Source organism: Methylobacterium sp. TK26, from assembly GCF_055361565.1.
The window spans coordinates 1555937-1569003 of record NZ_CM143965.1 but is presented as its reverse complement, the minus strand read 5'-3'; the positions used below and the strand labels follow the sequence as shown (position 1 = coordinate 1569003).

Annotated in this window: 11 protein-coding genes; 10 read left to right on the top strand and 1 reads right to left on the bottom strand. The window is 71.5% G+C overall.

Annotated elements, in window-relative coordinates; translation table 11 throughout:
* Positions 1-12: 12 nt before the first annotated feature.
* Positions 13-1023, bottom strand: a complete 1011-nt coding sequence (locus tag ACXJ1Y_RS07635) for a 1-aminocyclopropane-1-carboxylate deaminase (protein WP_463849475.1) — start codon at positions 1021-1023, stop codon at positions 13-15.
* Positions 1024-1165: 142 nt separating this feature from the next.
* Here ACXJ1Y_RS07635 and ACXJ1Y_RS07630 point away from each other — a divergent pair, with 142 nt between their 5' ends.
* From ACXJ1Y_RS07630 to ACXJ1Y_RS07585, 10 genes are all read left to right on the top strand, one after another.
* Positions 1166-1645 carry an Lrp/AsnC family transcriptional regulator gene (locus ACXJ1Y_RS07630; RefSeq protein ID WP_463849474.1) on the top strand — a complete coding sequence of 160 codons (480 nt, stop codon included), beginning with the start codon at positions 1166-1168 and terminating at the stop codon, positions 1643-1645.
* 133 nt (positions 1646-1778) lie between these two features.
* Entirely contained in the window at positions 1779-2708 is a 930-nt protein-coding gene (locus ACXJ1Y_RS07625) for a glycosyltransferase family protein (RefSeq protein ID WP_463849473.1), read from the top strand.
* Positions 2705-3631 (top strand): glycosyltransferase family 2 protein, encoded by a 927-nt coding sequence (locus ACXJ1Y_RS07620; protein ID WP_463849472.1) that lies wholly within the window; start codon positions 2705-2707, stop codon positions 3629-3631. The genes ACXJ1Y_RS07625 and ACXJ1Y_RS07620 overlap by 4 nt, the downstream gene beginning before the upstream one ends.
* Positions 3632-3651: 20 nt before the next feature.
* Positions 3652-4419: a glycosyltransferase family 2 protein gene (locus ACXJ1Y_RS07615; RefSeq protein ID WP_463849471.1), complete on the top strand. Its 768-nt coding sequence runs from the start codon at positions 3652-3654 to the stop codon at positions 4417-4419.
* The gene (locus tag ACXJ1Y_RS07610) at positions 4416-5129 is read left to right on the top strand and encodes a TVP38/TMEM64 family protein (RefSeq protein ID WP_463849470.1); all 714 of its coding nucleotides are present in this window, start codon (positions 4416-4418) and stop codon (positions 5127-5129) included. The genes ACXJ1Y_RS07615 and ACXJ1Y_RS07610 overlap by 4 nt, the downstream gene beginning before the upstream one ends.
* The gene (locus tag ACXJ1Y_RS07605; protein ID WP_463850059.1) at positions 5129-6550 is read left to right on the top strand and encodes a DUF2142 domain-containing protein; all 1422 of its coding nucleotides are present in this window, start codon (positions 5129-5131) and stop codon (positions 6548-6550) included. Before ACXJ1Y_RS07610 ends, ACXJ1Y_RS07605 begins: the two co-directional genes overlap by 1 nt.
* 59 nt (positions 6551-6609) lie before the next feature.
* Positions 6610-7026, top strand: a complete 417-nt coding sequence (locus ACXJ1Y_RS07600; RefSeq protein ID WP_463849469.1) for a DUF4864 domain-containing protein — start codon at positions 6610-6612, stop codon at positions 7024-7026.
* Between the two features lie 246 nt (positions 7027-7272).
* Positions 7273-8685: a threonine synthase gene (thrC, locus tag ACXJ1Y_RS07595; protein ID WP_463849468.1), complete on the top strand. Its 1413-nt coding sequence runs from the start codon at positions 7273-7275 to the stop codon at positions 8683-8685.
* A gap of 7 nt (positions 8686-8692) precedes the next feature.
* Positions 8693-9991 carry a M16 family metallopeptidase gene (locus ACXJ1Y_RS07590; RefSeq protein WP_463849467.1) on the top strand — a complete coding sequence of 433 codons (1299 nt, stop codon included), beginning with the start codon at positions 8693-8695 and terminating at the stop codon, positions 9989-9991.
* 119 nt (positions 9992-10110) lie between these two features.
* Positions 10111-13008 (top strand): EAL domain-containing protein, encoded by a 2898-nt coding sequence (locus ACXJ1Y_RS07585; RefSeq protein ID WP_463849466.1) that lies wholly within the window; start codon positions 10111-10113, stop codon positions 13006-13008.
* Positions 13009-13067 lie beyond the last annotated feature (59 nt).

Genomic DNA, 13067 nt, shown 5'->3' with positions numbered 1-13067 from the left:
GATGCGCCGGAATCAGCCGTTGCGGAAGGTGTAGCTGTAGCCGTTCAGCGCCGGGGCGCCGCCGAGATGGGCGTAGAGCACCTTCGAGCCCTTGGGGAAGAAGCCCTTCTGGATGAGGTCGATCATGCCCTGCATCGACTTCCCCTCGTAGACCGGGTCGGTGATCATGCCTTCGAGGCGGGCCGAGAGGCGGATCGCCTCCACGGTCTCCTTCGAAGGCACGCCGTAGACCGGGTAGGCGTAGTCTTCCTTGATGACCACGTCCTCGTCCTCGACGCGGGCGGCGCCGATCAGCTCGGCGGTGTTGCGGGCGATGTCGAGCACCTGGGCGCGGGTCTGCACCGGGGTGCAGGAGGCATCGATGCCGATGACGTTGCGGGCGCGGCCGTCCGCGCCGAAGCCGACCACCATGCCGGCATGGGTCGAGCCCGTCACCGTGCAGACCACGATGTAGTCGAAGCGCACGCCCATCTCCTTCTCCTGGGCGCGGACCTCCTCGGCGAAGCCGACATAGCCGAGGCCGCCGTACTTGTGCACCGAGGCGCCGGCCGGGATCGCGTAGGGCTTGCCGCCCTCGGCCTCGACCTCGGCGAGCGCCCGCTTCCACGAATCGCGGATGCCGATGTCGAACCCGTCATCCACGAGCTGGGCCTGCGCGCCCATGAGGCGCGAGAGGAGGATGTTGCCGACGCGATCGTACACGGCGTCCTCGTGCGGCACCCAGGCTTCCTGGATCAGCCGGCACTTGAGGCCGAGCTTGGCCGCCACCGCCGCCACCATCCGCGTGTGGTTCGACTGCACGCCGCCGATGGAGACCAGGGTGTCCGCGCCCGACTTCAGCGCGTCCGGCACGATGTATTCGAGCTTGCGCAGCTTGTTGCCGCCATAGGCGAGGCCGGAATTGCAATCCTCGCGCTTGGCGTAGATCTCGACCTCGTTCCCGAGATGGGCCGAGAGCCGCTTCAGCGGCTCGATCGGCGTCGGGCCGAAGGTGAGGGGATAGCGCTCGAACTTTTCCAGCATCGGGTCTGTCTCCGGGTCTTGGACGCGCGGCCAAGGTAGCAAACGCCAGACGGAAGGTGCTCTCGATTTTGGCCGGCCGATGTGCTTCTGGTTTTCCCGAATTGCCGCGTCCCTCCGGAACCTTCCGCATCGGCCTCCGAAAATGAAAGAATCCACCGATCCGCCTGCGCTCGACCGCACCGATCTCAGAATCCTGCGCCTGCTCCAATCCGACGGGCGGATGGGCAATGCCGAGATCGCCAAGCGGGTGAACACCAGCGCCGCCACCTGCCACCGCCGGCTCCAGGCGCTGTTGACCGGCGGCGTGGTGCGGGCGGTGCGGGCGCTCATCGACCCCGCGCGAGTGGGGCGCGGCACCCTCGTCATCGTCGGCGTGGTGCTCGACCGCTCGACCCCGGAAGCCTTCTCCGCCTTCGAGGCCGCCGTGCGCGGAATCCCCACCGTCCTCGATTGCCACCTCGTGGCCGGCGACTTCGACTATTTCCTCAAGATCCGGGTCTCGGACATGGCGGATTTCAACCGCCTGCACAGCACCACCCTGCTCGGCCTGCCGGGGGTCCGCCAGTTGCGGACCTTCTTCGTGATGAAGGAGGTGATCGACAACGCGCCCCTCGATCTCTAGACCCGCACATGACGTGGGATTTTTGCCCACGCAATGGACCGGGACGGGTGGCCCTCGCGCCGGCCTCATGAAAACCGCATTGGAATCGTCACCAGCCCAGCCTGGAACATCGCTTGTCCGGATGAAGCCGCCCATGCCGCCCCCGCACCCGGAGACGGCGACCGCCGCCCCCGCGCCGGGGCTCGCGCGGATCGCCGCCGGGATCACCCTCTTCCACCCGACGCCGGCCCAGGTCGCGGCCCTGCCCTCGCGCCTGCCCGACGGCCTCGGGGCGCGGCTCGCCTATGCCAACTCCCCCCTCGACGGGGAGGCGCGGGACACGCTGGCGCAGGCGGGTTTCACCCTCCTCGGCGACGGCACGAATCGCGGCATCGCGGAGGCCCTGAACCGCCTCGCGGCGGCGGCGCAGACGGCGGGGACGGAATGCCTCTACCTCCTCGATCAGGACGCGGCGGCCGCCCCCTCCCTGCCGGAGGCGCTGCTCGCCGGGCGGGATCGCCTGCGGGCAAAGGGCCTCGCCCCGGCGGTCATCGGCCCCGCCGCCTCGGCCGCGCCGGGCCACAAGGCGCCCGCCTACCCGGCGAGGGCCGGCGAGGCCGCCGTGGCGGGCCTCAGCCCCGTGCAGTTCGTAGCGACCTCCGGCACGCTCCTCGACCTCGCCGCCTTCGCGCGCACCGGCCCGTTCCGGGCGGATTTCTTCATCGACGGGGTCGAGCTCGAATGGTGCTTCCGCGCCTGGAGCCTCGGCCACGGCACCTATTGCGACGCATCCGTCACCCTGCCCCACCGGGTCGGCGGCGGCACGATCCGGCGGCTCGGTCTCACGATGCCGCGCCAGCCCCTGTTCCGCATGGCGACCTACCTGAGGAACAGCGTCTACGCGTGGCGCCTGCCGCACCTGCCGCTCTCGTGGAAGCTCGCTCAAGGGCTCTACCTGCCCCTCCAGGCCCTCCTCTACTGGGCCGATTCCGGCTGGCGCCCCGCCGTGCTCGGACGCCTCGCGGGCGCGGCGCGGGACGGGCTGATGGGCCGCCTCGGGCCCCCTCGGGATCTGCCGCGATGAGCGATCTCGACGTGGTGATCGTCAACTGGAACGGCGGCGCCCTGCTGCGCGATTGCCTCGCCGGGCTCGCCGCCTCGGAGGGCGCGGAACGCCTCGCCGTGACCGTGGTGGACAACGCCTCCACCGACGCCTCCCTCGACCACCTGCCCGCCCTGCCCTTCCCGTTCCGGGTGATCCGCAACACGGACAATCTCGGTTTCGGCCGGGCCTGCAACCAGGGCGCGGCGGTGGGCATGGCCCCGGCGATCCTGTTCTTGAACCCGGACGCGCGGGTCGAGCCCGACGCCCTGCCCCGCGCCCGCGCCGCGCTCCTCGGGGAGCCGGGATGGGGCATCGTCGGGGCGCGGCTCGTCGAGGCGGACGGGCAGAATGCCCGCTCCTGCGCCCGCGCCCCCCGCCCGCTCGCGATGCTCGGCCGGGCCTTCGCCCTGGACCGGATCGGCCTCGTGCCCCCGCATTTCCTGCGCGACTGGGACCACGGGCAGGACCGCGCCGTCGATCAGGTGATGGGCGCCTTCCTGATGATCCGGCGCGACCTGTTCGCCGCGCTCGGCGGCTTCGACGAGCGCTTCTTCGTCTATTACGAGGATGTCGACCTGTGCCTGCGGGCGCGGCAGGCGGGCTACGCCGTGCGCCATCTCGCCGGCCCCGCCGCCCGCCATCTCGGCCAGGGCACCACCCGGCAAGCCAAGGCGCGCCGCCTGTTCTACATCCTGCGCAGCGAAATCCTCTATGCCGCCAAGCACCACGGGCGGCTCGCCGCACTCGGCCTGACCGCCGCCGCCTTCTGCGGGCAGATCCCCCTGCGCCTCGCGCAGGCGCTCGCCCGCCGCTCCGTCACCGAAGCCGGCGAGGTGCTTCGCGCCGCCCGCCTCCTCGCCGCCGCCCTGCCCGAGATCGCCCCGGCGATCCTCCGGGCCTGACCCGTTCGAAGACCCTGCCGATGCTCCACGGACACCGAATCGCCGTCGTCCTGCCCGCCTACAACGCGGCGGCGACCCTCGAGCGCACCCACCGCGAGATCCCCTTCGACATCGTCGACGACGTGATCCTCATCGACGACGCCAGCCGGGACGCCACGGTGGCGGTGGCCGAGCGGCTGGGCATCCACACGGTGCGCCACGCCAGGAACCTCGGCTACGGCGGCAACCAGAAGACCTGCTACCGCACCGCCTTGGAGCGCGGCGCCGACGTGGTGGTGATGCTCCACCCGGATTATCAATACGCCCCGCGCCTCGTGACCGCGATGGCCTCCATGATCGTCTCCGGCGAGTACGACGCGGTGCTGGCCTCGCGCATCCTCGGCAACGGCGCGCTCAAGGGCGGGATGCCGCTCTACAAGTACGTCGCCAACCGGGGGCTCACCCTCGTGCAGAACTGGCTGATGGGCCACAAGCTCTCCGAGTACCATTCGGGCTACCGGGCCTGGAGCCGCAGGGTGCTCGAAGCCCTGCCCCTCGACCGCTGCTCGGACGATTTCGTCTTCGACAACGAGATGCTGGCGCTCGCCATGCACCAGGAGTTCCGCATCGGCGAGATCTCCTGCCCGACGCGCTATTTCGACGACGCCTCGTCCATCAACTTCCGGCGCTCCTGCATCTACGGGCTCGGCGTCCTGCGCACGAGCCTCGCCTACCGCCTGCACCGTTCCGGCCTGAAGGCGGACCCGCTCTTCGCGGAGGCTTCCGCCCCCGTGGAGGCGCGTCCGTGAGGCGCCCCCCGCTCCGCCGCCTCGCCGGCCTCGCGCTGCTCGCGGGGCTCGCTGCCGCGCCGCTGGCGGTGGGTGTCCTCGCCCCCGACGCCGCCGAGCGGCTGACCGCCTCGCTGCGGGGCCTCGGCCCGGCGGGGCCGGCGATCATCCTGGCGGTGCAGGCGCTGGTCGCCGCCTCGGGGATCGTGCCGGCCTCCGGCGTCGGCATCGCGGCGGGTGCGCTCCTCGGCCCCGTCGAGGGATTCTGCGTCGCCGCCCTCGGCACCATGACGGGGGCGCTCATCACCTTCGGCCTCGCGCGGACGATGCTCGGCGCCCGGACGCTCGCCCGGTTCGGCGGCCGGCGGCTCGCCGCCCTCGACGGCGCCCTCAAGGCCGAGGGCTGGCGCCTCGTCTGCCTGATCCGGCTCTCGCCGATCATGCCCTTCGCGCCGACGAGCCTCGCCCTCGGGGCGAGCGCGGTCCCTTTACGCGACTACGCCCTCGGCACGCTCGCCGCCCTGCCGGCCCTGTTCGCCTACGTCGCCCTCGGGGCGCTGGGGCGCGGGGGCGGCCATCTCCTTTCCGGCGCCGGGCCGGCGGAATGGCTGCGCCTCGGCGTGCTCTGCGCGGGGGCGCTCGCGACCGTGCTGCTGATGCTGCGCCTGCGCCGGATCCTGGGCGACGCCCTCCCGCGGGAGAGCCTGCCGGACGGGGACATCCCCGCGTGATGCGCCTGCCCTCCGGCCCGCGCTTCTGGTGCCTCGCCTATCTGATTCTGTGCGCCCCGGTCTGCATCGCCCTCGCGCTGATCGTCCCGCCGGGGGAGGTCGCCGACGAGGGCGCCCACCTCGCCCGCGCCGCCGCGCTGATCCAGGGGGACATGGTCGGCCATCGCGAGAGCGTGCGCTATTCCGACGGCTCGACCCATCCGGCGGCGGGGGTGCGCATCGACCCGGTCTGGGACAGGATCGGCCGCTCCCGGCCCAAGGATTTCGGCGGCGCCATCTCGGCGGTCGAGAGCGAGCCCGACGCACGCGGCCGGATCTTCGTGCCGCTCTACACGGTCGGCACCTATCCGCCCTTCCTCTACCTGCCCGGCGCGGCGGGGCTCGGCATCGCGCGCGTCCTCGGCCTCGCGCCGGAGGTCGGCTTCTATCTCGGCCGGCTCGGCAACGCGACGGCGACCCTGGCGATCGCCCTCGCCGCCCTGGCATTCGCCCATCGCGGGCGGGTCGCCCTGTTCGCCGTCCTCGCCCTGCCGATGACCCTGTCGCTGGCGGCCTCGTTCAACCAGGACGCCCCGATCATCGCCCTCGCGGCGCTCGCCGCCGCGCTTCTCACCCCCCGGCCGCTCACCGGAGCGGGCGCCCGCTGGCGGCTCTCCGGCGCGATCCTCAGCCTCGCCCTCGTGGTGCTGGCCAAGCCCCCCTATGCCGGGCTCGCCGCCATGCTGCTGGTGCCCCTGCCCCCCAGGGGCGAGGGGATGCGCCACGCCGCACGACGCCTCGCGGCGGCCTTCCTCGCCGTCCTGCCCGCCATCCTCTGGACGGCGGCGGCGACGGCCTATGTCGCGACGCCGGTGCCCCGCGCCGCCTACGAGGCCGGGCCGCTCTGGTCCGGCCCGCGCCCGGCGACCTTCACCGCCACCGATCCGAAGGCGCAGGCGCAGGTCCTGCTGGAAAAACCCGCCCGGATCGCCACCCTGCCGGGGCATTTCCTCGGCACGGTCAAGCACCTGACCATCCTCTACAAGGGCGCCATCGGCATCTTCGGCTGGCTCGACAGGCCGCTGCCGGGCGTCCTCTACGGGCTCTGGGCCGTGGCCCTGCTCGTGCCGCTCGTCCTGCTGCGGCAGGGCACCCCGCCCCCCTGGCCGGAGCGGCTGATCCTGCCGGCGGCGGCCGCCGCCTGCCTGTGGCTCGTGGTGATCTCGCAATACCTCACCTGGACGAATGTCGGCGAGAACCGGATCGACGGCCCGCAGGGGCGCTACCTCCTGCCCCTCGTGCCGATGCTCGTCCTCGCCTTCGCCCGCACCCGGCGGGAGGAGGCCGGCGGGCGCTGGCCGGCGATGCTCCCCGTGGCGGCGGCGGCGGTCGATGTCGTCGCCCTGCCGCTGGCGGCCCTGGCGATGACGATCCCCGCCTGACGCTTGCCGGGATCGCGCAGCCGCCTACAATTCATGGTTGCTCCCCGGAGTGATCAGCCATGCGCGCCCTGTCCTGTCTCTTCCTTCTTCTGGGATGCCTCGGGTCCGAGGCGTGGGCCGGCGAGGCGGAACAGGCGGCGGCCCGCGCGGTCATCAGCCGGCAGGCGGAGGCCTTCGGCCGGGACGACGCCTCGACGGCCTACGCCCAGGCGGCCCCGGCGATCCGCGACATCTTCCCGAACCCGGACCTGTTCCTCGGGATGGTGCGCAACCAGTACAAGCCGGTCTACCGCCACCGCAGCTTCGTCTTCGGCACCGCCCGCGACGTCGGCGAGACCTCGGTAAGCCAATCGGTGGCGATCCAGGACGAGTTCGGCACGGACTGGACGGCGGAATACACCCTGGACCGCCAGCCCGACGGCGAATGGCGCATCACCGGCTGCCGCCTCATCAAGGCGCCGGGGATCAGCGCGTGAGGGACCGGTCCAGTTCTGCGTCAGAACCCGGCTCAGGATACGAAACGTAGCCGTTCCCCTCACCCTCCGCCCGGGTCGTCGCGACGCTTGTCCCAACCCGCCCCCTCATCCTGAGGCGCCCGCCTCGGCGGGCCTCGAAGGAGGGGAGTGGGTGGGATGATCCCTGGGCAGCGGGATGAACGGCGATCGAATTTCGACACGCAAGCCCGCATCGTGTAGAGGGACCGCCTTCCCACGGAGGCCCCTGTGCTCCACGTCTCGACCCGCGGCGAGGCCGCGCCGCTCTCGTTCTCGGATGCGCTGCTCGCCGGATTGGCCCGCGACGGCGGCCTCTACGTGCCCCAGACCTGGCCGCGAATCAGCCGCGACGAGATCGCCGCGCTGGCCGGCAAGCCCTATGCCGAGGCCGCCAAGCGCGTGCTGCGCCCGCTGGTGGACGGCGAGATCGCCGATGCCGACCTCGACCGGATGATCGACGACGCCTACGCCACCTTCCGGCACCCGGCGATCTGCCCGATCACCCAGATCGACGACAACCTGTTCCTGCTGGAACTCTTCCACGGCCCGACGCTCGCGTTCAAGGACGTGGCGATGCAGCTGCTCGGCCGGCTGATGGACCACGTCCTGCGCCAGCGCCGCAGCCGGGCGACCATCGTCGGCGCCACCTCTGGCGACACCGGCTCGGCCGCCGTCGAGGCGTTCCGGGGCCTCGATCAGGTCGACGTGTTCATCCTCTACCCGCACGGGCGGGTCTCGGAGGTGCAGCGGCGGCAGATGACCTCCGTGGACGCCCCGAACGTCCACGCGCTCGCCATCGACGGCACGTTCGACGATTGCCAGAACATCGTCAAAGCCCTGTTCCAGCACGGCGATTTCGCCGACGAGGTCCGCCTCTCCGGCGTGAACTCCATCAACTGGGCCCGCGTCGCGGCGCAGGTGGTCTATTACTTCACCAGCGCCGTGGCGCTCGGCGCCCCGCATCGCGAGGTCTCCTTCGCGGTGCCCACCGGCAATTTCGGCGACATCCTCGCCGGCTGGGTCGCCAAGAAGATGGGCCTGCCGATCAAGCGCCTGATGATCGGCACCAACGCCAACGACATCCTCGTGCGCACGCTTGAGCACGGCGCCTACGAGTTGCGCGGCGTCGAGCCCACCACCTCGCCCTCCATGGACATCCAGATCTCCTCGAACTTCGAGCGGCTGCTGTTCGAGGCCCTCGGGCGGGACGCGTCGAGCCTGAAGCGGCTGATGGCCGGGCTGAAGCAATCGGGCGGGTTCCACCTCGACGACGCGGTGCTCGCCACGATCCGCGGCGAGTTCGACGCCCACGCGGTGCCGGAGAGCGCCGTGATGGAGGAGATCGCCTTCAGCCACGCGGCGACCGGCGTGACCCTCGATCCGCACAGCGCCATCGGTGTGAACGCGGGCCGGCGGCTGTTGGAAAAGGACCCGGCGACGCCGGTCGTGGCGCTCGCCACCGCCCATCCGGCGAAGTTCCCGGATGCGGTCGCCAAGGCGACGGGCGGCCGGCGCCCCGCCCTGCCCCCGCACCTCGCCGACCTGATGGGCCGGCCCGAGCGCCTGACCCGCGTCGCCAATGACCAGGGAGCCATCGAGCGCCTCATCCGCGAGCGCGCCCGCATCACGAAGGGCGGCTGAGCCACCGATGAACCAGCATTTCTCGACGCACGCCGCCTCCCCGACCCTCCGCGTCACCCGCCTGCCCAACGGGGTGAGCGTGGTGACGGAGCCGATGCCGGGGGTGGCGACCGCGAGCCTCGGCGTCTGGGTCGGGGCGGGCTCCCGCCACGAGCGCCCCGACGAGAGCGGCCTGTCGCATCTCATCGAGCACATGGCGTTCAAGGGCACCGCCCGGCGCACGGCGCGGGGCATCGCCGAGGAGATCGAGAATGTCGGCGGCGATATCAACGCCGCCACCTCCACCGAGACGACGAGCTACACCGCTCGGGTGCTCGGCGAGGATGCCGGCCTCGCCCTCGACGTGATCGGCGACATCCTGACGAGCGCCACCTTCGACGAGGGCGAACTCGCCCGCGAGAAGGGCGTGATCCTGCAGGAATACGCGGCCATCGAGGACACGCCGGACGACGTCGTCTACGACGCCTTCACCGAGGCCGCCTTCCCCGGCCAGCCGGTGGGGCGCCCGATCATCGGGCGGCCCGAGACGATCCAGAGCTTCGACGAGGCGGGCATCCGCGCCTACCTCGCCCGCGAATACACCCCGGACCGCCTCGTGGTGGCGGGGGCGGGCTGCGTCGAGCACGAGGCCATCGTGGCGGCGGCCGAGCGGCATTTCGGGAGCATGAAGGCCGTCGCGGCGCCGCCGATGGAGCCCGGCCGCTACGGCGGCGGCGAGCGGCGGATGAAGCGCAAGCTCGAACAGGCCAACCTCGTGATCGGCCTGCCCGGCCTCTCCTTCCGCGACGAGGGCTATTACGCCCTGCACATGTTCGCGCAGGTGCTCGGCGGCGGCCTGACCTCGCGCCTGTGGCACGAGGTGCGCGAGACGCGCGGCCTCGCCTACGAGATCCAGGCCTTCCACTGGCCCTTCTCCGATTGCGGCCTGTTCGGCATCGGCGCCGGCACCGCCGGCTCGGACGTGGCCGAACTCGTGGACGTGACCCTGGAGGCCACCACCCGCGCCGCCCGCGACCTCGACGAGACCGAGATCGCCCGTGCCAAGGCGCAGTTGAAGGTCTCGCTGCTCTCGGCGCTGGAGACGCCGGGCGGGCGGATCGAGCGCAACGCCCGCCAGATCCTCGCCTGGGGCCGGGTGATCCCCGCCGCCGAGGTGATCGCCAAGGTCGATGCGGTGACGGTGGAGGACGTGCGCAGGGTGGCGGCGACGATGCTCGCCGGCCAGCCGACGCTCGCCGCCATCGGCCCCATCGCGGGATTGCCGTCGCTGGAGCGGATCGCGGCGGGGCTATCGGGCGGGCACTGAACCGCCTTCAACTTGATTTGGCCGCAAAGGGGCGCGATCCGCGAACGGTGGACCGGCGCGCCCTCGGCCTTGCCGGGCCTTCACGTCGTCTTTACCAATCGCGGTCGCCAGGGCGGCCGATGCAGACACCCCCGGCCGGACACGTCAGCCCCTTGCGCATCCTCGCCCTCCTCCTGATCCTGGTCGGCGGCCTCGCCTCGGTCGGCCCCGCCCGCGCCGTGGAGGCGGTCAGGGTCGGCCTCGACCAGCCGGTGATCGACCTGACCGGCGCCATCGAGCGCTACCGGTCGGACGGCGACCTCGTTCAGATCTCCACCGCCGCCGGCAAGGACGGCATCAAGCGGCGCATCGTCGTGAAGGCCCGCGACGCGGGCGCCCGGCCCGACTGGATCGCCTTCGCGCTGACCAACGACACCGACGAGCAGATCGACCGCATCCTCATCGCCCCGCATTTCCGGCTGGTCGGCTCCGGGGTGATCTGGCCCGATCTCGGCGGCTCGCGCATCGCCGCCATCACCGCGAGCCAAGGCATCCGCCCCGAGCGCGACGAGAACCCGGACGCGGACCAGTTCACCATCACCCTCGATCCCGGCACGACGGTCACGTACGTCGCCGAGTTGCGCAACGCGAACGTACCGCAACTCCACCTGTGGGATCAGGACGCCTACCGCCGGAAGACGGCGGGCCTGACGCTCTACAAGGGCATCATCATCGGCATCAGCGGGCTGCTCGCCCTGTTCCTCACCATCGTCTTCGTGGTGAAGGGCGCGATCATCTTCCCCGCCGCCGCCGCGCTGGCGTGGTCGGTGCTCGCCTATGCCTGCATCGATTTCGGGTTCCTGCAGCGGGTCTTCCCCGTCACGGAACTGGCCGAGCGGGTCTACCGCGCCTCGGCGGAAGCGGTGCTCGGCGCGACGCTGCTGGTCTTCCTCTTCGCCTACCTGAACCTCGCCCGCTGGCACGTCCGCTACAGCCACGTCGCCTTCTTCTGGCTCGCCTTCCTCGCCGGACTCGTCGGGCTCGCGGTGTTCGATCCGCCCGTGGCGGCGGGCGTGGCGCGCATCTCCATCGCGGCGGTGGCCGGCATCGGCCTGCTGCTGATCCTCTACCTCTCCGTCCATAACGGCTACGACCGGGCGATCCTGCTCGTGCCGACCTGGCTCCTGCTGATGATCTGGGTGACGGCGGCGGGCTTCGCGGTGACGGGCCAGATCGGCAGCGACCTCGTCCAGCCGGCGCTCATCGGCGGCCTCGTGCTGATCGTGATGCTGATCGGCTTCACGGTGCTGCAGCACGCCTTCGCCGGCAGCGGCCTCTCCCACGCCCTCGTCTCCGACACGGAGCGCCGGGCGCTGGCGCTGACCGGCGCGGGCGACGTGGTGTTCGACTGGGACGTGCCCGCCGACAAGATCTTCGTCGGCCCCGAGATCGAGGTGCAGCTCGGCCTGTCGCGCGGGGCGCTGGAAGGCCCGGCCGCGAACTGGCTCGGCGCCCTGCACCCGTTCGACGTGGAGCGCTACTCGGCGGCCCTCGACACGGTGATCGAGGAGCGGCGCGGCCGCATCGTCCACGATTTCCGCCTGCGCTCGGCCGCCGGCAGCTATTTCTGGTACCGGTTGAAGGCCCGCCCGGTGATCGGCGCCGACGGCGAGGTGATCCGCGTGGTCGGCACCATCGCGGACGTGACCGAGGTGAAGACCGCCGAGGAGCGCCTGCTGCACGACGCCGTGCACGACAGCCTCACCGGCCTGCCGAACCGCGAGCTGTTCGGGGACCGGCTGGACGCGGCCCTGGCCTTCGCCGGGCAGGACGCGCGGCTGAAGCCCACGATCCTCGTCCTCGACATCGACCGCTTCACCGGCATCAACGACGCGATCGGCCTCTCGGCGGGTGATTCGATCCTGCTCACCCTGTCGCGACGGCTCGGCCGGCTGCTGCGCCCGCAGGACACCCTGGCCCGCCTCTCCGGCGACGAGTTCGCGGTGATCCTGCTCTCCGAGCGCGACCCGGACCGGATCCTCGCCTTCGCGAGCATGATCCAGCGGGCCATCGCCACGCCGATCACCTATGCCGACCGGGAGATCTTCCTCACCGTCTCCATCGGCCTCGCCCTCTACGAGGGCGGGCAGAAGCGCGACGAGGTGCTGAAGAACGCCGAGGTCGCGATGATCCAGGCCAAGCGCCAGGGCGGCGACCGGATCGAGGTGTTCCGCGCCCACATGCGCGCCGAGCGCTCCGACCGGGTGATGCTCGAAGGCGATCTGCGCAAGGCCATCGAGCGCAACGAGATGCGGGTGCTGTTCAACCCCGTCGTGCGCCTCGACGACCGCACCGTGGCGGGCTTCGAGACGGTGCTGCGCTGGGACCACCCGAAGCTCGGGCGCATCCCGGCGGCGACCTTCCTGCCGCTGGCCGAGGAATGCGGCCTCATCGTCAACCTCGGCATCTTCGCCCTGGAGCGCACCGCGCTGGAACTCGCGGCGTGGCAGCGCTCCCTCGAAGTCGAGCCGCCGATCTTCGCCGCCTGCAACCTGTCCTCGCGGCAGTTGCTGCGCCACGACCTCCTGCACGATGTGAAGACGGTGCTCGCCCGCTCCGGCGCGCTCCCCGGCTCCCTGAAGCTCGAATTCAGCGAGAGCCTCGTGATGGAGAACCCGGAATACGCGGCGCAGATGCTCTCGCGCATCCACGACCTCGGGGCGGGCCTGTGCCTGTCCGATTTCGGCACCGGCTACTCGGCGCTGTCCTACCTGCAGCGCTTCCCGTTCGACACGATCAAGGTGGACCGCGACTTCGTCCGCCAGATCGCCTCGGGCCAGACCGGCATCCTGCGCTCCATCGTGAAGATGGCGAGCGAACTGAACCTCTCCATCGTCGCCGAGGGCTGCGAATCGGAGGCCGACGCCGTGGCGCTGGTGGAACTGGGCTGCGAATACGCCCTCGGCCCGGCCTTCGGCGAGCCGATGACCATGCTCCAGGCCCGCCAGATCGTCGGCGCCGCGCCGGAGGCCGCGTAGGTCCGGTTAAGCCCGCCTTAACCACGTTCACCCAGAGTCATCCACAGGTCGCGTGTGGG